Here is a 21,514-nt window from a genome sequence, read left to right as displayed (position 1 = left end):
CGCGCGTGACCGGTACAACTCGTGCTGGGACGTCCGCCAAGGAGGAGACGGCGGACGACGGGAACTCGGACCCGAGTTCGAGGTCGGATTCAGACTCGGACTCGGATTCGGACGCGGGCGAATCGTACCTTCGAACCGCCGCCGGCGACGTCGCGCGCCACTGGCAGGCCGCGGCGTTCGCCGTCGGTAGCCTGGCCGTCGCCTACTGGGCGGCGTTCCTCCAACCGTCGGCGTCGCCGAAGTGGTACGTCCCCATCATGCTGGGGTACGCGGCGCTCGCGGTCGGGTACATCTTCGTCGCCGAGGAGTCCTCGCTGAACCTGGGGTCGCGGAACCCGAACGCGTGACTCAGTCGTCGGCCTCCGGGCGGTCCCGGTCGAGGTCGGCCGCGAGGCCGTCGGCGCCGACGCCGAACGTCACTTCTTCGAGGCGACAGGCGTACGTCGCGTAGTGGTTGCCGTCGGCGTCGTAGCGCGTCTCCCGCGCCAGCAGGTCGCGGCGTTCGAGCGCTTCGAGTCGCCGGTAGACGGTCGGTTTCGACACGTCGCAGGCGGCGGCGAGTTCGCTCGCCGACCGCGGGCGTTCACTAGTGTGGACGAGTATCCGCCTGACCGACCGGTCGCCCAACAGGTCGAGCAGTCCCCCCGCGTCGGCGTGTGACACGGTCCCACGCACGGGCGACGCACACAAGAGTCCGGTGGCCCGCGCGCTTCCGCGGGCGGGCGAACGCGAACGCGCGCCTACGAGATGGTGCGCAGGTCTTCGAGCATCGCGTCGAGGTCGCGGTTCGCGATGGCGAGCGAGAAGCCGTCGATGCCGGCGAGGGCGGGGGCGTGCTCCCAGAGGTCCTCTTCCTCCAGGCCGTGGAGGATGACGGCGTTCGGCGTCGGGTTCACGACGCGCATCGCCACGAGCGGCGACTCCCCGCGGCTGACGTGCGTGAACACGAGCGCGCGACTCGTCGACTGGCCGTACAGGCGGTAGAACTCCTCAGAGGAGAGGCGCGTGATGGCCTGGATGCTGTTGATGACGGTGTGGCCGCTCACCTGGTCGTGGTCGCCGCGGACGAGTTCGGTCGCGTCCATCACCTCGTAGAGGCGTTCCAGCGGCACCGACGCCGGGTACTCGCGGAGGTCCTGGACGATGTCGCTCTCGAACCCCGCGGAGATGACGCGGGCGTACTGACGGATGCGACTGCCGCCGCGCGACTCGTCGATGTCGAGGAGCGCCTCGACCATCCGGCGGACGACGCCGATACCGGGGCTCTCGCGCCGCCCGCTCTCGTAGTCCGAGATGACCGACGACGAGACGTCGAGTTCCTCGGCGAGCACGGTCTGTGAGATGTCGAAGTCCGTGCGCCACTTCCGGAGCGTCGCGCCCGCGTCGTCGCTCAGCGTTATCTCGCCGGCGATGCGTCGCGCGAGTTCGTCGCGCGGGACGTCCGTCACCGGCCGCCTCCCGCGCCTCGGTCGTGCCGGTCCATGCTACCCCTACCTCCGCGACTCCGGCGCAAAAGAATATCGAAAGTCGGGTTCGACGAACGACGAGCGCGGCCGACGGTCACGCCGAGCAAACGTTCAAGAGGAGTCCGCGACAGAGACTGTCATGCCATCCACTATCGTCCACCTCGCGATAGCCGGCCTCGTCGCCGCCGCCCTCCTCGGCGAGGAGTTCGACGCGCGGAGCGCACTCGTCGTCGCCGGCTTCACCGTCCTCCCGGATTTGGACGTGCTGGCCGAACCGGTGTTGCCGGGCGCGCACCGCTCGCTCGGCCACACGCTGTTGCTTCCGGCGCTCGTCTTCGCCGTCCTCCTCTGGGACACCCGGCGCGGCGCCGCCTCCGCGCTCTCCCGCCGCTACGGCGTCCGCGGCCTGAAGGTGGCGTGGGTAGGGGCGTTCTGCCTCCTCGGGGCTGGCATCCTCCCGGACCTGTTCCTCGGCGGCGTCAACGCCCTGTACCCCCTGCACGACCGTTTCTACGTGTTCAACGGGGAGCTGTACTACTCCACCGACCGGGGGTGGGTGCAGACGTTCGTCGACCTCTCGCCGCCGGAACCGAGCGCAGAACCGAACTCGGTGCGGACGACGGCCAACTTCCGGTTCCGGACGGTGCTGGACGCGGCGCCGACGCGCGGCGTCGAGCAGACGGTCGAGGAGGAACGCGTCGAACGACTCTTCCCGGTGGCGATGGCCGGCTTCCGCTTCGCGCTGGTGCTCGCCTCGGCCGTCGTGGTGGCGGTTCGGCTGGGCGGCGACCGGTATCTGGCGCGCCTGCTCGGCGAGTAGGGTCGCGGGCGCGCCGGTGCTGGGGTCGGTATCCGCGCGGTATCGGCGCGTTCTTCCCTCCCACCGACGACGACGAACCGATGACCGACGCGACGACTGCGACGATTCGACCGTACGAGGGCGGCGACAGCGAGGGACTGTGGGAGCTGAAACGCGGCTTCGAACTCGGCATCGGCGCGGAGACGGGTCCCGAGGGGAAGGCGGCGGCGTACGAGGGGAAACTCACCGACGGCTACCGGGAGCGGTGGCTCGACTGGGTGGACCGCTGCGTCGACGAGGACGGGAACTGCGTGAACGTCGCCGTCGCCGCCGACGCGACGGAGTCGGGGACGGGGGGCGACGAACTCGTCGGCTACTCGTTTCTGCTCCCCGAGTCGCTGTCGTTCGTGTGGGACGCCGCCGTCCTCAACGAGATATTCGTCGCGCCCGAGCATCGGGGGACGGGCGTCGCCGACGGCCTGATGGACGCCGCCGTCGACTGCGCTCGCGGGCAGGACCTCCCCTTAGACCGGATGGTGCTCGACGTGGACCGCGAGAACGACCGGGCGAAGGCGTTCTACGAGCGGTACGGCTTCTCCCACTGGGGGGAGATGGTCGCGCGGGAGTTGTAATCAGCCCTCCGCCTCGTCCGCCCAGCGGAGCGTCGCCGTCCGTTCACCGTCCGCCTCGCGCCACTCCTCCTGCGAGACGCTGTAGCGGACGGCCGGCGCCGGGTCGCCGTCGTGCTCGATGCGGTTGCGGAACTCGCCCTCGCGCCGCCCGCCGGCCGCCTCGACGTACCGCCGGATGGCGGCCGCGCTCTTCTCGTTGCCGGAGACGTGCTCGACGGCGCACAGCGACACGTCGAGTTCGCCGAACGCCACCTCGAAGAACGCCCGCGCGCGTTCGCCGGAGTAGCCGCGGCCCCAGAACGGCTTGCGGAGCCACGTGCCGAAGACGGCGGTGTCGCGGTCCCACTGGAAGTCGATTCCGGCCATCCCGGCGAACTCGCCGGCGCCGTCCTCCCCCTCGCGCGGGCGGACGACGTAGGTGACTCCCTCGCCCTCCTCCCACCGCTCCTCGCAGGCGGCGAGGAAGTCGAACGCCTCCTTCGGTGTCGCGTGCGGGTCCCACGTGACGTACTCCGTCACCTCGTCGATTCCCTCCGCGCCCTCGCGGCAGTAGTCGTAGCACTCCAGCGGGGGCACCTCCTCGCGCGTCGCGCGCCGGAGGCTGAGTCGGTCGGTGCGAATCTCGACGGGGAACACACTTCCGAGATTCGAGTCCGCCGAAAAGAAGCTGTCCCGTGTGTGTCACGCGGTGGCTCGGGACTCCCGCTCGTCACTCGTCACTCGATACCGCGCGACGGCTTCTCCTTGCGGCCGGTGAGTTCGTCGGGGTCGAGGCGGTACATCTCGAACTCCAACTCCGCGGAGGGGCGGTCGTAGATGGTGACGAACGGGATGTCCATCGTCCGCATCGCCTCGACGATGGTCGAGTCGAGGGCCGCTTCGGTCACCTCCGCGAGTCGGCCGCGGACGACGACGGACTGCCACCCGTCCGGCGTCTTCTCGTCGACGACGAGGGAGACGAGGCTCGTCGCGTTGACGAACTCCCGCTTCTCGGACTCGGGGGCGAACGCGAGGCGCAGGTACACCCGTTCCTCCTCGGCGTCGAACCCGTAGGAGACGGGAATCGCGTACGACTCGTCGTCCTTGGCGAACGCGACCACCCCGGTGCCGCCGGACCCGAGGAACGCTCGCACCTCTTCGCGACTCATGGCAACGGATTGATCCGACATAGAGGGGAATACGCGCTCGACTAGCATAACCGCCCGTGCTGACTCCCGCGCGCTGAGAGCGCGTTTCGGATTCAGACGAGGAGGAGCACGGTGGCGTAGCCCACCACCCCCGCGGCGAACGTCCCGAAGCGGCTCTCCCGCTCCTCGGGGAGTTCCTCTTTGATGACGTTGAGAACGATGCCGCCGGCGAGGAACGCGAAGAGGAGCGAGAGAACCGTCTCGGGGACGCCGACGAGAAAGCCGGCGCCGACGCCGGCGAGCACCGCGGCGGCGAGCACCCAGCGGCCGATTCGGTCGTACGTCTCGCGGTGGTGGTCGCGCATCCCGGAGTCGGTGACGACGAAGTGGACGCCCATGGCCACCGCGTACAGGAGGAGGCTCGCGACGCCCGCCGTCTCGCGGTGCAGGAGGAGGTAGCCGACGAGGGCGTTGTACGCGGCGAACGACCCCACGTGAACCCAGAAGACGCCCGTCGGCGCCGTCGACGAGTCGTCGCGACCGGAGCCGGACTGCCTGACGAACTGTTCGAGGCCGTAGAAGGCGACGAATCCGGCGAGCGCCGCGAGGAAGACGGCGTGTTCGGTGAGCGTCGCGAGGAGGGCGCTCGTCGCCTCGGGCCCGCGGGTCAACTGCACGTGGTGGTGGGTGATTTCGGGGAAGATGTGGACGAACACGTAGGCGACGGAGACGCCGCCCGCGGCGGAGAGCCACCGACTGCGCGGGACGACCTGTAGGAAGTCGAGTCTGCCGGCGAAGACGTGCACCGCGGCGAAGCCGACGGCGCAGAGGACGTCGAGCGTCGGATGCACGTCGAGGGCGTTCGCCGGCGCCGCTGAAAAGGCCGAGGGCCGAATCCGGCGTCTCTCGTCGACGGTACGGCGTCCTCAGTCGTCCTTACAGCCCCATCCGAAGGCCGACCACCCGCCGTCGGCGGTGAGCACCTCGCCGGTGACGAAGTTGTCCCCGGAGGCGAGAAAGGAGACGCAGTTCGCCACTTCGTCGAGCGTTCCGAACCGGTCCATCGGCGTCCGGTTCCGCACGTCCTCCCTGTCGAAGTCGGCGTCCTCCTGGGCCTGTTCGACCATCTCCGTCTCGATGTAGCCCGGTGCGAGGGCGTTCACCTGGATGTCGTGCTCCGCCCACTCGACCGCGAGACAGCGCGTGAGGTTGTTGACGCCGCCCTTCGTCGTGTTGTAGGGCGTCCGGTCCTGCTGGCCCATGCTGCCCATCATGCTGGAGATGTTGACGATGCTCCCGCCGTCGCCCTGTTCTATCATCCGCTTTCCGGCGGCCTGCGCGCAGAAGAAGACGCCGGTCAGGTTGACGTCGAGGACCTGCTGCCACTCCTCGGGCGTGATGTCCTCGGCGGGGCCGCGGATATTGATGCCGGCGTTGTTCACCATCACGTCGAGGCGGCCGAACCGGTCGACGGCCTCGTCGACGAGGTTCTCGACCGACTCCTTCTCGCTCACGTCGACCTCGACCGCGTGCGCCGACCCGCCGTCGGCCTCTATCTCCTCCGCGACCGCCTCGCAGTCCGCCAGCGACCGCGAACAGACCACGACGTTCGCGCCGTCGGCCGCGAACCGCTTCGCGACGTGCTTTCCGATTCCCCTGCTCGACCCGGTGACTATCGCCGTTCGCTCGTCCGTCGTGTCGTCCGTCACGCTAACCGGTTCGCCGCGTCCGTCGCAAAGAACTGCCGGTACGCGGTTCGGCCCTTCGACTCCGGCGCCGCGACCGACGCTCCGAAACCACTAACCGCGCCTCGTCCCTCCCTCCGGCAATGGCAGACTGGACGGAAAAGTACCGGCCGTCGACGCTGGCGGAGGTCCGCGGGAACAACAAGGCCCGCGACGCGTTCGCCGAGTGGGGGAAGACGTGGGACGACCACCGCGAGGCCGTCGTCCTCCACGGCGCGCCCGGCGTCGGCAAGACGTCCGCCGCGCACGCCCTCGCCGCGGACATGGGGTGGGAGACGGTCGAGTTGAACGCCTCCGACCAGCGGACGGCCGACGTCATCGAACGCTTCGCCGGCCGGGCCGCGAAGAACGCGACGCTGGCGGGCGCGTCGGCGGGCGATGCGAGCGGCACACGGGAGGGGCGACAGCTAGTGATTCTCGACGAGGCGGACAACATCCACGGCAACTACGACCGCGGCGGCGCGGGCGCCGTCACCCGCCTCGTCAAGGAGTCGAACCAGCCCGTCGTCCTCATCGCCAACGAGTACTACGACATGTCGAACGGCCTGCGGAACGCCACACAGGAGATAGAGTTCCGCGACGTCTCCGCGCGCTCCATCGTCCCCGTCCTCCGCGACATCCTCCGCAAGGAGGGAGTCGAGTTCGACGACGACGCCCTCGACAGAATCGCGGAGGTGAACTCCGGGGACCTGCGCTCGGCCGTCAACGACCTGCAGGCGGCCGCCGAGGGGAAGGAACGCCTCGCCGTCGAGGACGTGGTCACCGCCTCGCGGGACCGCGGCATCGGCCTGTTCGAGTACATCGACTCGGTGCTGAAGGAGGACTCCGCGCGCGACGCCATCCAGTCGGCGTACGCGGTGGACGAGACGCCCGACGACCAGGTGAAGTGGATCGAGGACAAGGTCTCCCTGGTCTACGACGACGCGGAACTCGCCCGCGCCTACGAGTTCCTCGCCAACGCGGACGTGTGGCTGGGTCGCGTGCTGGCCACGCAGGAGTACTCCTACTGGCGGTACGCGACGGACAACGTCGCCGCCGGCGTCGCCGCCGCGCGGGACGGCACCTACGGCGGGTGGACGCGCTACGGCGGCGCGCCGTACCGGTCGACGCGGGACAAGACGCGCGACGACGTGGTCCGCAAGATAGCCGAGGCGGGCGGCTTCTCGATGGGCACCGCCCGCCGCGAGGTGCTCCCCTTCCTCGCGGCCGTCACCCACCACTGCAAGCCGCGGGACGTGACCGTCGCCATGGCCGCGTGGTACGACCTCGACGAGTCGGCCGTCTCCTTCGTCACCGGGAGCGGCGAGACGACGAACAAGGTGCAGTCCATCGTCGAGGACGCCGCCGAGATGCGCGAGGCGGAGATGGAGGAGCACACCGGCGGCGCGTTCGCCGGGTCCGTCCCGGAGGACGCGGACGGCGAGGGCGGCGGGAGCGACGCCAGCGACGCCGGCAGCGAGGGCGACGCCGGCGACGAACTCGACGCGGACGTGTTGGACGGCGACGGCGGCGACGCCGATGCGGACGGCGACTCGGACGCCGAGGACGACGGCCAGTCCGGACTGGACGACTTCTTCTGAGCGCCGGCCGGCGCTCCGCCACTGAGGGCGAGGGACCGACCCCCGCGTTGGCCGGCGGCGACGCATGAGTGTTCTGCCACGTCGTTTATTTCAACCCCGCGAGAAGCCGCAGATATGCCAGAGTTCGGATACACGCTGTCGAGCGAGGAGTTCGCGGGGAGCGAACTCGTCGAGTCCGCGCGGGAGGCCGAATCGCGGGGCTACGACTTTCTGTCGGTGTCTGACCACTTCCACCCGTGGCTGGCCGAGCAGGGCGAGTCGCCGTTCGTCTGGAACACGCTCGGTGGCGTCGCGGCGGCGACCGACGACATCGACCTCGGCGTCGGCGTCACCTGCCCGACGGTCCGCATCCACCCGGTGAACGTCGCGCAGGCGGCGGCGACGACGAAGGAGATGCTCGAGGGCCGGGAGTTCTACTTCGGCGTCGGGTCGGGCGAGGCGCTGAACGAACACGTTACGGGCGAGCACTGGCCCGAGCACGACGTGCGGATGGAGATGCTCGAGGAGGCCGTCGACGTCATCAGGAGCCTCTGGACGGGCGAGCAGGTGAGCCACCGCGGGAAGCACTACACCGTCGAGAACGCCCGCCTGTACACCCTGCCCGAGGAACTGCCGTCGCTCCTCGTCTCGGCGTTCGGCGAGGAGTCCGCCCGTCGGGCGAGCGACATCGGCGACGGCTTCTGGTCGGTCGGTCCGCAGGACGTCGTCGAGGAGTACGAGGGCGACGGCCCGAAGATGACGCAGTTGACGATGTGCGTCGCCGACTCCGAAGACGAGGCCGTGAAGACGGCCCACGAGAACTGGCGGCAGTCGGCGCTGCCGGGCGAGTTGAACCAGATTCTCCCGACGCCGAAGCACTTCGACGAGGCGAGTCAGATGGTGACGGAGGAGACGGTCCGCGAGGGGTCGACGATAACCGACCAGGACCCGCAGACGCACATCGACAACATCCAGCAGTGCCTCGACGCCGGTTACGACCACGTCTACTTCCACCAGATCGGCGACGACCAGGAGGCGTTCTTCGAGTTCTACGAGGAGGAAGTCCTCCCGTCGTTCCGGTAGGTCTCTCCCCTCTTCCGGAGCGGGGACCCTTTTTCAGCCCGCCGCCCCACTCCCGCGTATGCGCGCCGCAGTCCTCCGCGAACACGGCGAACCGCTGAGCATCGAAGACGTGCCCGAACCGACGGCCGACCCCGAGGGCGTCGTCGTCGACGTGGAGGCCTGCGGCATCTGCCGGAGCGACTGGCACGCGTGGATGGGCCACGGCGAGTGGGCCGACGACGCGGTGGACCCCGGCCAGATTCTGGGTCACGAACCCGCCGGCCGCGTCGTCGAGGCGGGCGACCGCGTGGAGACGCTGGCCGAGGGCGACCGGGTGGCCCTCCCGTTCAACCTCGCCTGCGGGTCCTGCGGCCACTGTCGGGCCGGCCACGGCAACGTCTGCACCGGCGACCACCCCCACGCACTCGGGTTCGAGCGGTCGGCGCAGGGGGCGTTCGCGGAGCGAGTTCACCTTCCCTCGGCCGACTACAACGCCATCCGCCTCCCCGAGGGCGTCGACCCGCGGGACGCGGCCGCCCTCGGCTGTCGGTTCATGACCGCCTACAACGCCCTCGACGCCCGCGCCGGCCTCGCCGCGGGCGAGTGGCTGGCCGTCCACGGCTGCGGCGGCGTCGGCCTCTCCGCGATTCAGATCGCCCGCGCCCTCGGCGCCCGCGTCGTCGCCGTCGACGTGCGGGAGTCCGCCTTGGACGCGGCGGCGGACCTCGGCGCGGAGGTACTCGTGGACGCCTCGGAAACAGACCCCGTCGAGGAGGTGCGCGAGGCCACCGAGGGAGGGGCGCACGTCTCGCTGGACGCTCTAGGCGTCGCCGAGACCTGTCGCAACTCCGTCCGCTGCGTCAGGCCGCGCGGAGCGCACGTGCAGGTGGGGCTCACCACCGACGAGGAGAAGGGCGAGGTGTCGCTGCCGACCGACTGGATGACCAGACACGAGGTGTCCTTCCTCGGCGCGCGCGGGATGCCGCCGACGGACGCCGACGACCTGCTGTCGCTACTCGCCTCGGACGCCGTCGACCCCGGTGCGCTCGTGACGCGGGAGGTGTCCTTAGACGAGGTACCGAGCAGGCTGGCGGCGATGAGCGACTACGACACCGTCGGCGTCGAAGTGATGACGAAATAAAAATCGGTCAGGCGATGCGGACGACGGCCAGGGACGCCTCGCAGTCGGGACACGAGACCGTCTCGTCGCCGGCGTCCGCTTCGACGCCGTGCGACCAGTCGTCCAGCGGCGCCGCGCGGTCGCAGTCGGGACAGAACAGGACGGATTTTCTCAGCGTCGACATCTGCCGCTCGGGGGGCGAGCGGGGTGTGAGGGCGTTCATAGGCGAGCTATCGTCGCCCGAGAAGATGAACGTGTCGCAGATTATTACTTTGTGTATTCAGAGAAGCTTCGAGAGGAACCGCTTGCCGCGGTCCGTCTCCGGACTCTCGAAGAACTGCTTGGGGTCGCCCGTCTCGACGACGCGGCCGTCGGCCATGAGGACGATTCGGTCGCCCACCTCGCGGGCGAACCCCATCTCGTGGGTGACGACCATCATCGTCATCCCCTCGTCGGCGAGCGTCCGCATCACTTCGAGCACCTCTCCGACCAGTTCGGGGTCCAGGGCGCTCGTCACCTCGTCGAACAGCATCACCTTCGGGTCCATCGCAAGCGCGCGGGCGATGGCGACGCGCTGTTGTTGGCCGCCCGAGAGCTGATTCGGGTAGGAGTTCAGTTGGGCGCCGAGGCCGACGCGTTCGAGGAGTTCCTCGCCGCGCGCCTCGGCCGCGTCGTCGTCGAGTCCGCGGACCTTCCGCGGCGCGAGCGTCACGTTCTCCAACGCCGTCTTGTGCGGGAAGAGGTTGAACGACTGGAACACCATCCCGATGCGCTGGCGCAGGCGGTTGATGTCCGCCTTCGGGTCGGAGATGGACTCGCCGTCGAGGCGAATCTCGCCGCCTTGAATCTCTTCGAGGCGGTTCGCACAGCGGAGGAGCGTCGACTTCCCGGACCCCGAAGGGCCGACGACGACGGTCACGTCCTGGTCTTCGACGTCGAGCGAGACGTCCTTGAGGACGTGCGTCTCGCCGAAGTACTTGTCAACGTGGTCGAACTCCAAGAGGGGGTTCACTGGCTGTCACCTCCCCAGTCCGAGCGGTCCTCCATGTAGGTCACGAGTCGCATCAGCGGCAGCGTGATGGAGAGGTACGCGATGGCGACGAGGACCAGCGGCGTCCACGGGTCGAACGTCGCGCTGTTGACGCTCCGGAACGCCTGCATCAGTTCGGGGATGGCGATGATGGTGAGAAGCGAGGTGTCCTTCACGAGGATGACCTGGTCGTTGCCGATGGCCGCGAGGGCGTTGCGCCACGCCTGCGGGACGACCACCTCTCGCATCCCCTGGATGTAGCCCATGCCCAAGGAGCGGGCGGCCTCCATCTGCCCGTCGGGGACGGCGTCGATGCCGCCGCGGACCGCCTCGCCGACGTAGGCGGCGTGGTTCAGCGTCAGCGCGATGATGGCCGTCGGAAACCCCCAGTCCTGCACGGGGAACGTCCCCGGCCACAGCGTCGGGATGCCGAAGTAGACGACGAACAGTTGGAACAGAAGCGGCGTTCCGCGGAAGAACTGAACGTACGCCGTCGCGATGCCGCTCGTTATCGACGTCTTCGAGACGCGCGCGAGGCCGACGAACACGCCCGCCGTCACCGAGAGGAGCCCTCCGATGACGACGATTTGGAGCACCAGGAGGTACGCGTCCACGAACTGCGGGACGATGGTCCGCATCAACTCGAAGTCGACCTGCGTGGCGACGATGTAGGCGACGAGCGCCAGGACGGCGAGCGCGAACAGACTCGACACCCCCACGCCGAGCCACTTCAGCGTCGCGTCGTCGACGAACCCGCCGCTCCCGCGGTCGCCCTCGTCGGCCGTCACGCCGGAGTATGAATCAGCCATGAGTTCGGGTATCTGCGTCGGAAGATAAAGAAGGAGCGTTCAGCCCTCGAAGTACTCGGCGTATATCTCGTCGTACGTCCCGTCCTCTCTGATGGCCGCGAGCGCCTCGTTCACCCGCTGGCGGAACTCGTCGTCGTCCTGCCGGAACGCGATGCCGTAGTTCTCGACGGTGAGCGTGAGGTAGTCGGGGGCGTTCTCGCCGGACTCGGCGGCCGCGCCCTCGCCCTGGAGGAACCGGACCTGGCCTTCGCCCTGATTGTTGACGAACTCGGCGTTGACCGTGTTGTCGTTGATGACGGCGACGACCTGTCCGTTGACGAGCGCCTGGAACGCGCCGTTGACCTGGTCGTACTGGTTGAGTTCCAACTCGCCGTCGAACTCCTCCTGTAACTGCTGGGCGGCGTCGGCGCCGGTGGTCCCCTTCTGGACGCCGACGGTCGCCCCGCGGAGGTCCTCCCGGGACTGGATGTCGCTGTCCTGTCGGACGATGACCGTCTGGTACGCGGTGAAGTAGGGGTCCGAGAAGTCGACCTCCTGCGCGCGTTGGTCGTTGATGGTCATCGCGGACATGATGATGCGGAAGTTGTTGTTCTTCAGCGAGGGGATGATGGAGTCGAAGCTCGTCGGCTTGAACTCGTAACTCGTCCCCAACTGCTCTTCGAAGATGGCCCGCGCGATGTCGACGTCGAAGCCGGTGAGTTCGCCCGAGGCGGTGTTGTACTCGAACGGCCGGTACGGGATGTCCGACCCGATGACGACGTTGTCCGGCACCACGTCGCCTTCGCTTCCGGACTCGGTTCCCGTCTCCGTCCCCTCCGTCGTTCCCTCGCCGTCGGTGGCCGCCGCCTCCGACGTGGCCGTCTCGGTCGCCTCCTGGCCTCCTCCGTTACCGCCCGTACAACCCGCGAAGAGGCCGCCAGCGACCACTCCGGCACCGGTCTTCAGATAGGCACGTCTGTCCATGACACCCGTCCGTAACCGACCGTGGTATAACACCTCTTCGGTTCGGAGAACGCGTCTCGTGGGAAAATATCCCGCCTCTCGGGAGTAACCGTCACTCTCTGCGAGCAGGAGTGGACGTCCGGGGACCCGGCGTCCCTTCGTGGCCGCGGGCGTCGGTGGTCGGTCGGGGACGCCCGCGCGCCGGTCAGTCGCTCCCGCCCGGGACGCCCCGGGACCGCCGCGTCGGGCGGTCGCGGAGGGCGTACGCCGCGGCAGCGACGAGACCGAGGACGAGGAGGGTGCCGCCGACGGAGACGTACTCCAGGCCCCCCGTGTACACCTGCCGGCCGAGGACGAGGAGACCGACGAGGAGGAGGGCCGCGCCGCCCGTCAGGAGGCGGGCGCGCCCGGCGTCGCCGCCGGCCGCGGGACCGAGCCACGCGGTGGCGGCGACGAGGACGCCGTAGGCGACGAGTCCGACCGTGTAGTAAATCGCCTGCAGGTTCGCGCCGAACGGGAGGAACGCGTGGGGGGCGAGGACGACGAGGGCGGCGACGCCGGCGGCGGCCCCCCAGAGGCCGCGCCGGAGTTCGTCGGCCGCCGGGGGGTCGTACGCCCGCGCGAACGCGAGGACGACGGCGGTGAAGATTATCGACGCCGTGAGGAAGTGCGCCGAGAGGATGACCCACTCGTAGGTCGTCACGGTCAGCGCGCCGAGGATGATTTGGGAGGGGAGGAGGATGGTGGCGAGAGCGAGCGACCGGCGGACGCGGCGGTCGGCGCCGGCCCGCCACGCCTGTACCGTGGTGCCGAGGATTAGGAAGCCGACGAGCATCGCCACGAGTCGGTGGAACCACTCGATGAAACTGCTCCAGTTGGCCGGAAACAGGCCGAGGAAGCCGTCGCAGAACGGCCACCGCCCGGCGCAGGTGAGGCCGGCGCCGGCGGCGGCGGTGTACACCCCGAGTACCATCAGAAAGCCCGTGAGCGGCACGGTGAGTGCCACGAGGCGTCGGAGGCGAGTGTTCATGTTCCGCTCTCGGGGTCGCGTCCACTTGAACCCCTCTCTCCGCAGACGCGCGAACCACCGGAACGTTTCTAATGGCTCCCGCGGGAACGGTCACGCATGACACAGGAGAGCGACCCCGGTTCCGACGCGGCCGAGGGCGGACACGACATCGTCACCGACCACCTCGACGACCGGCGGGAGCGACTGGAGGAGTACCTCGACCGGGAGGAACTCGACGCGGTCTGGTTCGCCGAACCGAACTCCTTCTCGTGGCTCACGGGCGGAAACAACGTCGTCAGTCGGGGCGCGGGCGCAGGCGTCGGCGCCGCGGGCTACACCCGCGAGGACGGGTGGGTCGTCGTCACGGACAACATCGAGGCGAACCGCCTCGCCGACGAGGAGGTGCCCGACGCGTTCGACGTGCGGCAGACCAACTGGTACGAGTCGTCGCTGGCCGACGGCGTCGCCGCCGAAACCGACGGGGCGGGGGCGGCGGACTTCGAGGTGCCCGGACTCGACTCGGTGGACGCAAGCGAACTCCGACAACCGCTCTCGGAGACCGATATCGAGCGCTACCGCGAACTCGGGCGGGAGGCGGCCGACGCCGTCGAACGGGTCGCGCGCGAACTCGAACCCGGAGACACCGAACACGAGGTAGCCGCCGCGCTGAAGATAGCGCTGGCGACGCGGGGCATCGAGGCGCCCGTCGTCCTCGTCGGCGGGTCCGAACGGGCGCAGAAGTACCGCCACTACACTCCGACGTACGCGGAGTTGGGCGACTACGCGCTGCTCTCGGTGACGGCCGAACGCGGCGGTCTGCACGCGAGCACCACCCGGACCGTCGCCTTCGACCCGCCGGAGTGGCTGGCCGAGCGTCACGCGAAGGCCCAGCAGGTGGAGACGAGTGCGCTGGCGGCGACACAGGCCGTCGCGCGACTCGGCGGCACCGCCGACGGGGTCTTCGACAACATCACGGCCGCCTACGAACACCTCGACTACCCCGAGGAGTGGCGCGAACACCACCAGGGGGGCGCGGCCGGGTTCGCCGGCCGGGAGTGGTTCGCCTCGCCCGGCGAGGACGCCCCGGTGGAGACGCCGATGGCGTACGCGTACAACCCGACGATACAGGGGGCGAAATCGGAGGACACCGTCCTCGTCACCGAGGACGACGCCGAGGTGCTGACGGCGACGGGCGAGTGGCCCACCCGCCCCGTGAAGGGATGGGACCACGAGTTCGCCATCGAGCGACACGAGATACTGCACCTCGGCGCGGAGTAGCGGGAGCGACGCGAGTCGAAAACGGTACTCGCCGGCGAGTATAGTTTCGTCGTCTGTCGAAGTCGGAGTTCGACAGTACGGTAGCTTTTTCACGGTGCCACGGGTGGCCTCGGGCATGGGATTGGACGACGACGCGCGGGAGTACCACCGCGAAGAACCGCCGGGGAAGATCGAGATTTCGACCACGAAACCGACGAACACGCAGCGAGACCTCTCGTTGGCCTACTCGCCGGGCGTGGCGGCGCCGTGCCGCGACATCGACGCGGACCCGGACAAGGCATACGAGTACACGGCGAAAGGGAACCTCGTTGGCGTCGTCTCGGACGGGTCGGCGGTTCTCGGACTGGGCGACATCGGCGCGCAGGCGTCGAAGCCGGTGATGGAGGGCAAGGGCGTGCTGTTCAAGCGGTTCGCGGACATCGACGTGTTCGACGTCGAAATCGAACCCGAGGACGTCGACGAGTTCGTGAACATCGTCAGCGCGATGGAACCCACCTTCGGCGGCATCAATCTGGAGGACATCAAGGCGCCGGAGTGTTTCGAGATAGAGTCGCGCCTGCGCGACGAGATGGACATCCCGGTCTTCCACGACGACCAACACGGCACCGCCATCATCTCCGGCGCCGCACTGCTGAACGCCGCCGACATCGTCGGGAAGGAGTTGGACGAACTGGACATCGTGTTCTCGGGCGCCGGCGCCTCCGCCATCGCCAGCGCGCGCTTCTACGTCTCGCTCGGCGCGTCGAAGGAGAACATCGTCATGTGCGACTCCGACGGCGTCATCAAACCCGACCGCGACGACGTCAACGAGTTCAAAGCTGAGTTCTCCAACGACGTCGAGGCCGACACGCTCGAAGAGGCGATGGAGGGTGCGGACGTGTTCGTCGGTCTCTCCGTCGGCGGCCTCGTCGACCAGGAGATGGTGGCGTCGATGGCCGAGGACCCCGCCCTCTTCGCGATGGCCAACCCGGACCCCGAAATCGGCTACGAAGAAGCGAAGCAGGCCCGCGACGACACCGTCATCATGGCGACGGGCCGCTCCGATTACCCGAATCAGGTGAACAACGTGCTCGGCTTCCCGTTCATCTTCCGCGGCGCACTCGACGTGCGCGCGCGGGAGATAAACGAGGAGATGAAGCGCGCCGCCGCGGAGGCCCTCGCCGAACTCGCCCGCAAGGACGTCCCCGACGCTGTCGTCAAGGCCTACGGCGACCAGCCCTTACAGTACGGTCCCGAGTACGTCATCCCGAAACCGCTGGACCCCCGCGTGCTGTTCGAGGTGGCGCCCGCCGTCGCGCAGGCGGCGATGGACAGCGGGTCGGCCCGCAGCGAACTCGACGTGCAGGAGTACGAGGAGACGCTCGAAGCGCGCCTCGGGAAGTCCCGCGAGATGATGCGCGTCGTCCTCAACAAGGCGAAGTCCGACCCCAAGCGCGTCGCCCTCGCGGAGGGCACCGACGAGAAGATGATCCGCGCGGCCTACCAGATTCAAGAGCAGGGCATCGCCTACCCCGTCCTCATCGGCGGCGAGGACGAGATTCGGCAGACCGCCGAGGACCTGGGCCTCGACTTCGACCCCGAGGTGGCCGACCCGCAGAGCGGCGACTGGGACCACTACGCCGACCGCCTGTACGAACTCCGCCGGCGCAAGGGCCTGACGAAGAACGAGGCGCACGAACTCGTCCGCCGCGACACGAACTACTTCGCCAGCGTGATGGTCGAACAGGACGACGCCGACGCGATGTTGACGGGGTTGACCCACCACTACCCCTCGGCGCTCCGTCCGCCGCTTCAGGTCGTCGGCACGGCCGACGACGCCGACTACGCCGCCGGCGTCTACATGCTGACGTTCAAGAACCGCGTCGTGTTCTGCGCGGACACGACGGTGAACCTCGAGCCCGAATCGGACGTGCTCGCGGAGATAACGAAGCACACCGCCCAGTTGGCCCGCCGGTTCAACATCGAACCGCGCGCGGCGATGCTGTCGTACTCGAACTTCGGCAGCGTCGAGAACGAGGGGACGAGGAAACCCCGCGGCGCCGTGAATCTGCTCCACGAGGACGCCGAGGTCGACTTCCCCGTCGACGGGGAGATGCAGGCCGACACCGCCGTCGTCGAGGATATCCTCCAGGGAACCTACGAGTTCTCCGAACTGGACGACCCCGCGAACGTCCTCGTCTTCCCGAACCTCGAAGCGGGCAACATCGGCTACAAACTGCTCCAGCGACTCGGCGGCGCGGAGGCCATCGGCCCGATGCTCGTCGGCATGGGCAAACCCGTCCACGTCCTCCAACGCGGCGACGAGGTCAAGGACATCGTCAACCTCGCGGGCGTCGCGGTGGTCGACGCGCAGAACGAGTAACGACGCGATACGAGCCGACGCTCTCTTTTACGCTATCTCCGTCGTCTCCGATTCGGTCTTCACCACGACCCGAGACGACGCGCGGACGCCGACTACCGATTACCGGCCGCCGACGGTCAGTCGCTCGCGTGACTCTCGAACCGCGACGGCGGCGGGAACTGCGGGTCGTCGGCCTCGGTTCCGGTTCCGGTCCCGAGGTCGGCGTTCGACGACGGCGGGTCGGGCATGACGCAGCGGTCGTTCCGCCCGTTGACGTGGGCGTACTCGCCCGGCGCGTTCGCGAGGGGGTGTGCGGGGTTGTTCCGGCCGTCGATGCGCGCGGCCCGGAGTTCGGCGAACCCGGCGATGCGGGCGCGAATGCCTCGCCAGTGGTTCTCGCTGCCGGCCGGCGGCGACGTGGGCCGGCGCGTCCGGCGCCAGTCCGGGTCGGCCCCGGCGAGGACCTCGGTGTTGACGTCCGCGGCGAGGGCGTCGTGGTCGATGAGGACGCCGACGCGGGCGTTCGGCGGCGCGCGGGCCGCGAGAACGTCCAGACCGAGGTGGAGCGCGCGGTACTCGGAGACGTTGTTGTTCGGCGCCGCGTCGGGCACGGCGACCCGAGCCACCCGCGTACCGTCGCGCGTCTCGATGACGACGCCCAGTCCGCCGTCGCCCGAGGACCGATACGACCCGTCGGTGGCGACGTAGAAGTGGCGGTGGTGGGTGCGCGGCGGGTGCGCGATGTGCGGCGTGGGAGACTCGTCGAACAGGTCTCGAAGTGATTGACGGCCGTGAACGGCCATGCTCGTCCCTACCAAACGCAGAAATATAAATATAACCCGCATTTGCGCCGTGAACGAAAAGGAACAGACAGATGGACCGCGTCCGCGTAGGGAGGCGTATGGACCTCTCCGCTCGAGAGTTGATGACGACGGACGTGCAGACGGTCGCCCCGGACGACGACGTGAGCGAGGTGCTGGGTCGCCTCGCGCGCGTGAAGTTCAACGGTTTCCCCGTCGTCGACGACGACGGCGCCGTCGTCGGCATCGTCACCCAACACGACCTCGTGGAACTGTTCCAGACGAAAGACCGGACGCTGTGGATTCCCGTCGGCCTCCCGCCGTTCACGGAGACGCTCACCTACGCCGTCGACGTGTCGTGGGACGACCTCGACCTCGGCGTCGACCTGGCGAAGAACGCCGACAGACCCATCAGCGAGGTGATGACGACGGACGTGGTGACCGTCGCCCCCGACACGGACCTCGATACGGTTCTCGACCTCCTGTCGAGCGACGACCGCGACATCAACCGCCTGCCCGTGGTCGAGGAGGGTCGACTCGTCGGCATCGTCGCCCGGCAGGACGTCGTCCGGGCGGTGCGCGACCTCCGGCGCGGCGCCGGAGCGGACGTCGTGGAGCGATAAGGGGCAGCGCACGCACCCGAACGAAACGTTGAGGGAGGCGACCGAGAAACCGCAGGTGTGAGCCGGTACCGAAACCTCGCGCTGTTCGTCTTTCTCGCCGCCGCGTGGGGGGCGGCGTTCATGGCTATCAAGGCCGGCCTCGGCACGCCCGCCGACCCCGGCGGCTTCTTCGAGACGCCCGTGCTGTTCGCGGCGATTCGCTACGACGTGGCGGGCGTGCTGATGCTGGGCTACGCCGCCTACGCGACCGACAGTCCGCTCCCGCGCGGGCGCGACCAGTGGGCCACGGTCGTCGTCGGGTCCGTCCTCATCATGGCGGGCTACCACGCCCTGCTGTTCGTCGGCGAGACGGACCCCGCCGTCACCTCCGCCGCCGCCGCCGTCATCGTCAGCCTCAGCCCCATCCTCACCACCGGGTTCGCGCGCGCGTTCCTGCCCTCGGAACGCCTCGCACCCGCGGGTCTCGTCGGCCTCCTCTTGGGACTCGCGGGCGTCGTCGTCCTCTCGAACCCGAACCCCAACGACGTGCTGTCCGGCGGCGCCGTCGCCAAACTGCTCATCTTCGGCGCGGCGACGGTGTTCGCACTCGGGTCGGTGCTGACCCGCCGCATCGACGCGGAGATGCCCATCGAGACGATGGAGGCGTGGACGATGCTCGGCGGCGCCCTCCTGATGCACGTCGTGAGCGTCGCAATCGGCGAGTCCGTCTCGGCCGTCTCGTGGACGACCGACGCGTTCCTGGCGCTCGGCTACCTCTCCGTCGTCGCCAGCGCCCTCGGCTTCCTCGTCTACTTCGTCCTCTTGGAGCGCCTCGGCCCCATCGAGATAAACCTCGTCTCCTACGTCGCGCCGGTGTTCGCGGCGCTGACGGGGTGGGCGTTCCTCGGGGAACTGCCGACCGTCTACACCGTCGCCGGGTTCGCGCTCATCTTCGTCGGCTTCCTCCTCCTGAAGCGCGAGAGCATCCGCCGGGAACTCCCCCGACTGCGGCGGGGACTCGAATCGTTCGGCGCGCGCGACTGAGTCGAGGCCGTTCGAAGGGAGAACTACTCCTCGGCGCGTTCGGCGGCCGTCACCTCGCCGACCATCGTCCACCCCTCCTCGTCCGGCCCCTTCCGCCCGAGCAGCACCGACTCGGCGTCCTCGGTGGTGACGAGTCGGTACTCGACGCCCGCCTCGTCGAGGCGTTCGCCCTCGGCCTGGAACTCCCGCTGGAAGAACTGAGTGCTGTGCATCCGGTAGACCGCCGAGTCGCCGCCGTCGAGGGTGAGGCGCACGGGCTTCGGCGAGACGTTGTGGATCCGTTTTGCGACCGGGTTGAGATCCGCCATACGGGACCGACGGCGGCGGCGGTGAAAAGCGGCGCCGTCCGGCTACGGTCCGCTCACAGTTCGACGTCGGGCGTGTGGAACGCGCCCTCGTCGCTCTCGGCCTCGTACTCCTCGACGGCGGTGAGGACGATTTCGAGGAGGGAGTCGGGGCTCCAGCGCGCGGTGTTGATACGCAGGTCGTAGAACGACTGGTCGGTGACGTCGACGCCGTAGTAGGACTCGAAGCGGCCCGCCTCGCTCACCTCGCGGACGCGCATCTCGGCCTCCATCTCCTCGCGGTCGCGGGTCCGGTCGACGCGGACCTCCTCGGGGGCGTCGAGCCAGATGCGCAGGTCGGCGCGGTTGCCCGCCAGCCACCCGGCGAGGCGCGATTCGAGGATGAACGCCTTGTTCGCCGTCCCCCACTGCTCGGCGATGGTGCGGAGGCGTTCGTCGAGGGCGCGGTCGATGTCGTCGGTCTCGTCGGCCTTCGCGATGAGTTGCGACAGCGACATCTCGTGGTCCTCGGCGAGTTCGCGGAAGATGTCGCCGCCGGAGACGTACCCGCAGTCGAGGGCCCGCGAGAGCCCCTCGCAGAGCGTCGTCGCCCCGCATCCCGGCGGCCCGGAGACGGTGATAAAGAGGTTGCTATCGACTGACCGCCTCGGCGTGGGGCTCTCCTCCAGCATCTTGTTCGGCCCCACTCCCTACGGGCACAAAAACCCGCTGAACTGGCCCGTCGCCGCGCGGGAGCGCCTCACTCGAACGTCGCCTCGACCGCCTCGCGGGAGAGCCCCGCGGTCAAGCCGAGGACGAGTTTTACCCGCGCCTTCGCCGTCGAGAGGTCGCCCGCGTAGGCGACGCCGTGGTCCCGGAGCGTCACGCCGCCGCCGGCCGTGCCGTACACCGCTTCGGTCGGTCCGGCGTGACACCGCGAGGAGACGACCACCGGGACCGTCTCGACGGCGTCGGCGACGGCCTCGCCCAGCGGCGCCGTCGCGTTCCCGAGTCCGGTCCCCTCCACGACGACGCCGTCCGCGCCGTCGGCGACGACCCGTTCGAGGAGCGACCCGTCGACGCCGGTGCCCGAGTGAACGACGGGGACGTCGGCGTAGTCGGCGGCGTCGCGGGCCGGGTCGAGCGCGGACTCCGGGAGCGACGCCTCGGACGTCGCCCGCGCGGGGTCGCGGTGGATGCGGGTCGTCGCGCGCGTGAACGCCGCCACGGGGCCCTTGCCGGGCGACTGGAACGTGTCGAGAGCGTTCGTGTGCGTCTTGACCGCGTCGCGCGCGGCGTGGAGTTCGTCGTCGAAGGCGACGTGCGCGCCGGGCGCGAACCGGTCGTCGACCGCGGCCCGCACCGCCGCGAGGAGGTTCGCGGGCGCGTCGGAACCCGGTTCGTCGAACCGGCGCTGCGACCCGGTGACGAGGACGGGAACGGGGACTTCACAGGCGAGGTCCAGCGCGTACGCGGTGTCGGCGATGGTGTCCGTCCCCTGCGTGACCACGACGCCGTCCGCGCCGTCGGCGACGGCGTCACGAATCGCCTCGGCGGCCGCCGCCACGACGGAGAAGTCCATGTCGAACCCCGGACGCGACCCGACGTCGGTCACGCGCAGGTCCGCGTACTCGGCCACGTCGGGGACGGCGGCGACGAGTTCCTCGCCCGCCTTCGCCGGGGCCGCCCCGTCCGCCGCCGGTTCGCTCGCTATCGTCCCGCCGCATCCGACTACGTGTACCGTAGGCATCGGCCGCGACGACGGCCCCGCCACGATTACCTCTTTCGCACCGGCGGGCGCGCCCAACGTATAAAATAAAAATAATGTAAACAAACTTTGACTGTTTCAGAAGATAATCGGTTAG

General features: G+C 69.1%; 25 protein-coding genes. 10 read left to right on the top strand and 15 right to left on the bottom strand.

The window, feature by feature from the left end; translation table 11 throughout:
• The first annotated feature begins 5 nt into the window (after window positions 1-5).
• The gene (locus tag NDI79_RS10185; protein WP_310928359.1) at window positions 6-347 is read left to right on the top strand and encodes a hypothetical protein; all 342 of its coding nucleotides are present in this window, start codon (window positions 6-8) and stop codon (window positions 345-347) included.
• A 1-nt stretch (window position 348) separates the two neighbouring features.
• On the opposite strand, the gene NDI79_RS10180 is transcribed toward NDI79_RS10185, so the two are convergent.
• Both NDI79_RS10180 and NDI79_RS10175 read right to left on the bottom strand, forming a co-directional pair.
• A complete protein-coding gene (locus NDI79_RS10180) occupies window positions 349-663 on the bottom strand; it encodes an ArsR/SmtB family transcription factor (RefSeq protein ID WP_310928358.1) in 315 nt (104 codons plus the stop codon).
• A gap of 77 nt (window positions 664-740) precedes the next feature.
• Window positions 741-1,448 carry a helix-turn-helix domain-containing protein gene (locus NDI79_RS10175; protein ID WP_310928357.1) on the bottom strand — a complete coding sequence of 236 codons (708 nt, stop codon included), beginning with the start codon at window positions 1,446-1,448 and terminating at the stop codon, window positions 741-743.
• Between the two features lie 157 nt (window positions 1,449-1,605).
• Here NDI79_RS10175 and NDI79_RS10170 point away from each other — a divergent pair, with 157 nt between their 5' ends.
• Together NDI79_RS10170 and NDI79_RS10165 are read left to right on the top strand one after the other, a co-directional pair.
• Window positions 1,606-2,286: a metal-dependent hydrolase gene (locus NDI79_RS10170; RefSeq protein WP_310928356.1), complete on the top strand. Its 681-nt coding sequence runs from the start codon at window positions 1,606-1,608 to the stop codon at window positions 2,284-2,286.
• Window positions 2,287-2,366: 80 nt separating this feature from the next.
• On the top strand, window positions 2,367-2,897 hold the full coding sequence (locus tag NDI79_RS10165) for a GNAT family N-acetyltransferase (protein ID WP_310928355.1): 531 nt from the start codon (window positions 2,367-2,369) through the stop codon (window positions 2,895-2,897).
• On the opposite strand, the gene NDI79_RS10160 is transcribed toward NDI79_RS10165, so the two are convergent.
• The 4 genes from NDI79_RS10160 to NDI79_RS10145 form a co-directional block, all read right to left on the bottom strand.
• Complete coding sequence (locus tag NDI79_RS10160) at window positions 2,898-3,533, bottom strand: GNAT family N-acetyltransferase (RefSeq protein ID WP_310928354.1); 636 nt, start codon at window positions 3,531-3,533, stop codon at window positions 2,898-2,900.
• A gap of 80 nt (window positions 3,534-3,613) precedes the next feature.
• Complete coding sequence (locus NDI79_RS10155) at window positions 3,614-4,045, bottom strand: pyridoxamine 5'-phosphate oxidase family protein (RefSeq protein ID WP_310928353.1); 432 nt, start codon at window positions 4,043-4,045, stop codon at window positions 3,614-3,616.
• A 92-nt stretch (window positions 4,046-4,137) separates the two neighbouring features.
• Window positions 4,138-4,875: a hypothetical protein gene (locus tag NDI79_RS10150; protein WP_310928352.1), complete on the bottom strand. Its 738-nt coding sequence runs from the start codon at window positions 4,873-4,875 to the stop codon at window positions 4,138-4,140.
• A gap of 75 nt (window positions 4,876-4,950) precedes the next feature.
• A complete protein-coding gene (locus tag NDI79_RS10145) occupies window positions 4,951-5,733 on the bottom strand; it encodes an SDR family NAD(P)-dependent oxidoreductase (RefSeq protein ID WP_310928351.1) in 783 nt (260 codons plus the stop codon).
• Between the two features lie 119 nt (window positions 5,734-5,852).
• On the opposite strand from NDI79_RS10145, the gene NDI79_RS10140 reads away from it, so the two are divergent.
• The 3 genes from NDI79_RS10140 (at window position 5,853) to NDI79_RS10130 (ending at window position 9,531) form a co-directional block, all read left to right on the top strand.
• Window positions 5,853-7,349, top strand: coding sequence for a replication factor C large subunit (locus tag NDI79_RS10140; RefSeq protein ID WP_310928350.1), 1,497 nt, complete (start codon window positions 5,853-5,855; stop codon window positions 7,347-7,349).
• A gap of 114 nt (window positions 7,350-7,463) precedes the next feature.
• Window positions 7,464-8,411 carry a TIGR03557 family F420-dependent LLM class oxidoreductase gene (locus NDI79_RS10135; RefSeq protein WP_310928349.1) on the top strand — a complete coding sequence of 316 codons (948 nt, stop codon included), beginning with the start codon at window positions 7,464-7,466 and terminating at the stop codon, window positions 8,409-8,411.
• A gap of 58 nt (window positions 8,412-8,469) precedes the next feature.
• Window positions 8,470-9,531, top strand: coding sequence for a zinc-binding dehydrogenase (locus tag NDI79_RS10130; protein ID WP_310928348.1), 1,062 nt, complete (start codon window positions 8,470-8,472; stop codon window positions 9,529-9,531).
• A 7-nt stretch (window positions 9,532-9,538) separates the two neighbouring features.
• Here NDI79_RS10130 and NDI79_RS10125 read toward each other — a convergent pair whose 3' ends face one another.
• The 5 genes from NDI79_RS10125 to NDI79_RS10105 all read right to left on the bottom strand — a co-directional run bounded on the left by NDI79_RS10125 (window position 9,539) and on the right by NDI79_RS10105 (window position 13,321).
• A complete protein-coding gene (locus tag NDI79_RS10125) occupies window positions 9,539-9,733 on the bottom strand; it encodes a DUF8106 domain-containing protein (RefSeq protein ID WP_310928347.1) in 195 nt (64 codons plus the stop codon).
• A 57-nt stretch (window positions 9,734-9,790) separates the two neighbouring features.
• Window positions 9,791-10,522, bottom strand: a complete 732-nt coding sequence (locus NDI79_RS10120; RefSeq protein WP_310928346.1) for an amino acid ABC transporter ATP-binding protein — start codon at window positions 10,520-10,522, stop codon at window positions 9,791-9,793.
• The gene (locus NDI79_RS10115; RefSeq protein ID WP_310928345.1) at window positions 10,519-11,349 is read right to left on the bottom strand and encodes an amino acid ABC transporter permease; all 831 of its coding nucleotides are present in this window, start codon (window positions 11,347-11,349) and stop codon (window positions 10,519-10,521) included. The genes NDI79_RS10120 and NDI79_RS10115 overlap by 4 nt, the downstream gene beginning before the upstream one ends.
• Before the next feature lie 39 nt (window positions 11,350-11,388).
• Window positions 11,389-12,312, bottom strand: coding sequence for a basic amino acid ABC transporter substrate-binding protein (locus NDI79_RS10110; protein WP_310928344.1), 924 nt, complete (start codon window positions 12,310-12,312; stop codon window positions 11,389-11,391).
• A gap of 184 nt (window positions 12,313-12,496) precedes the next feature.
• Window positions 12,497-13,321: a COX15/CtaA family protein gene (locus tag NDI79_RS10105; RefSeq protein ID WP_310928343.1), complete on the bottom strand. Its 825-nt coding sequence runs from the start codon at window positions 13,319-13,321 to the stop codon at window positions 12,497-12,499.
• Window positions 13,322-13,417: 96 nt separating this feature from the next.
• Between NDI79_RS10105 and NDI79_RS10100 the strand changes: the two genes are divergently transcribed.
• Both NDI79_RS10100 and NDI79_RS10095 read left to right on the top strand, forming a co-directional pair.
• Window positions 13,418-14,578 (top strand): M24 family metallopeptidase, encoded by a 1,161-nt coding sequence (locus tag NDI79_RS10100; protein WP_310928342.1) that lies wholly within the window; start codon window positions 13,418-13,420, stop codon window positions 14,576-14,578.
• A gap of 115 nt (window positions 14,579-14,693) precedes the next feature.
• Complete coding sequence (locus tag NDI79_RS10095; RefSeq protein ID WP_310928340.1) at window positions 14,694-16,940, top strand: NADP-dependent malic enzyme; 2,247 nt, start codon at window positions 14,694-14,696, stop codon at window positions 16,938-16,940.
• A gap of 116 nt (window positions 16,941-17,056) precedes the next feature.
• On the opposite strand, the gene NDI79_RS10090 is transcribed toward NDI79_RS10095, so the two are convergent.
• A complete protein-coding gene (locus NDI79_RS10090; RefSeq protein ID WP_310928339.1) occupies window positions 17,057-17,722 on the bottom strand; it encodes a ribonuclease H family protein in 666 nt (221 codons plus the stop codon).
• A gap of 98 nt (window positions 17,723-17,820) precedes the next feature.
• Here NDI79_RS10090 and NDI79_RS10085 point away from each other — a divergent pair, with 98 nt between their 5' ends.
• Window positions 17,821-18,342, top strand: coding sequence for a CBS domain-containing protein (locus NDI79_RS10085; RefSeq protein WP_310928338.1), 522 nt, complete (start codon window positions 17,821-17,823; stop codon window positions 18,340-18,342).
• Window positions 18,343-18,399: 57 nt separating this feature from the next.
• The gene (locus NDI79_RS10080; RefSeq protein ID WP_310928337.1) at window positions 18,400-19,365 is read left to right on the top strand and encodes a DMT family transporter; all 966 of its coding nucleotides are present in this window, start codon (window positions 18,400-18,402) and stop codon (window positions 19,363-19,365) included.
• Between the two features lie 23 nt (window positions 19,366-19,388).
• On the opposite strand, the gene NDI79_RS10075 is transcribed toward NDI79_RS10080, so the two are convergent.
• From NDI79_RS10075 to NDI79_RS10065, 3 genes are all read right to left on the bottom strand, one after another.
• On the bottom strand, window positions 19,389-19,673 hold the full coding sequence (locus NDI79_RS10075; protein WP_310928336.1) for a DUF8072 family protein: 285 nt from the start codon (window positions 19,671-19,673) through the stop codon (window positions 19,389-19,391).
• A gap of 53 nt (window positions 19,674-19,726) precedes the next feature.
• Window positions 19,727-20,341: a (d)CMP kinase gene (cmk, locus tag NDI79_RS10070; RefSeq protein WP_310928335.1), complete on the bottom strand. Its 615-nt coding sequence runs from the start codon at window positions 20,339-20,341 to the stop codon at window positions 19,727-19,729.
• 68 nt (window positions 20,342-20,409) lie between these two features.
• A complete protein-coding gene (locus NDI79_RS10065; RefSeq protein ID WP_310928334.1) occupies window positions 20,410-21,399 on the bottom strand; it encodes an asparaginase in 990 nt (329 codons plus the stop codon).
• Window positions 21,400-21,514 lie beyond the last annotated feature (115 nt).

Source organism: Halogeometricum sp. S3BR5-2, from assembly GCF_031624635.1.
GTDB classification, from domain to species: Archaea; Halobacteriota; Halobacteria; order Halobacteriales; family Haloferacaceae; genus Halogeometricum; species Halogeometricum luteum.
This window is presented reverse-complemented; position numbering and strand designations above follow the sequence as displayed.

What these genes read in the sequence shown, in the direction of transcription:
- NDI79_RS10170 (WP_310928356.1), top strand. Translation starts at nt 1,606, where the DNA reads ATGCCATCCACTATCGTCCACCTCGCGATAGCCGGCCTCGTCGCCGCC.
- NDI79_RS10165 (WP_310928355.1), top strand. Translation starts at nt 2,367, where the DNA reads ATGACCGACGCGACGACTGCGACGATTCGACCGTACGAGGGCGGCGAC.
- NDI79_RS10155 (WP_310928353.1), bottom strand. Translation starts at nt 4,045, where the DNA reads ATGAGTCGCGAAGAGGTGCGAGCGTTCCTCGGGTCCGGCGGCACCGGG.
- NDI79_RS10140 (WP_310928350.1), top strand. Translation starts at nt 5,853, where the DNA reads ATGGCAGACTGGACGGAAAAGTACCGGCCGTCGACGCTGGCGGAGGTC.
- NDI79_RS10135 (WP_310928349.1), top strand. Translation starts at nt 7,464, where the DNA reads ATGCCAGAGTTCGGATACACGCTGTCGAGCGAGGAGTTCGCGGGGAGC.
- NDI79_RS10130 (WP_310928348.1), top strand. Translation starts at nt 8,470, where the DNA reads ATGCGCGCCGCAGTCCTCCGCGAACACGGCGAACCGCTGAGCATCGAA.
- NDI79_RS10125 (WP_310928347.1), bottom strand. Translation starts at nt 9,733, where the DNA reads ATGAACGCCCTCACACCCCGCTCGCCCCCCGAGCGGCAGATGTCGACG.
- NDI79_RS10115 (WP_310928345.1), bottom strand. Translation starts at nt 11,349, where the DNA reads ATGGCTGATTCATACTCCGGCGTGACGGCCGACGAGGGCGACCGCGGG.
- NDI79_RS10110 (WP_310928344.1), bottom strand. Translation starts at nt 12,312, where the DNA reads ATGGACAGACGTGCCTATCTGAAGACCGGTGCCGGAGTGGTCGCTGGC.
- NDI79_RS10105 (WP_310928343.1), bottom strand. Translation starts at nt 13,321, where the DNA reads ATGAACACTCGCCTCCGACGCCTCGTGGCACTCACCGTGCCGCTCACG.
- NDI79_RS10100 (WP_310928342.1), top strand. Translation starts at nt 13,418, where the DNA reads ATGACACAGGAGAGCGACCCCGGTTCCGACGCGGCCGAGGGCGGACAC.
- NDI79_RS10095 (WP_310928340.1), top strand. Translation starts at nt 14,694, where the DNA reads ATGGGATTGGACGACGACGCGCGGGAGTACCACCGCGAAGAACCGCCG.
- NDI79_RS10090 (WP_310928339.1), bottom strand. Translation starts at nt 17,722, where the DNA reads ATGGCCGTTCACGGCCGTCAATCACTTCGAGACCTGTTCGACGAGTCT.
- NDI79_RS10085 (WP_310928338.1), top strand. Translation starts at nt 17,821, where the DNA reads ATGGACCTCTCCGCTCGAGAGTTGATGACGACGGACGTGCAGACGGTC.
- NDI79_RS10075 (WP_310928336.1), bottom strand. Translation starts at nt 19,673, where the DNA reads ATGGCGGATCTCAACCCGGTCGCAAAACGGATCCACAACGTCTCGCCG.
- cmk (WP_310928335.1), bottom strand. Translation starts at nt 20,341, where the DNA reads ATGCTGGAGGAGAGCCCCACGCCGAGGCGGTCAGTCGATAGCAACCTC.
- NDI79_RS10065 (WP_310928334.1), bottom strand. Translation starts at nt 21,399, where the DNA reads ATGCCTACGGTACACGTAGTCGGATGCGGCGGGACGATAGCGAGCGAA.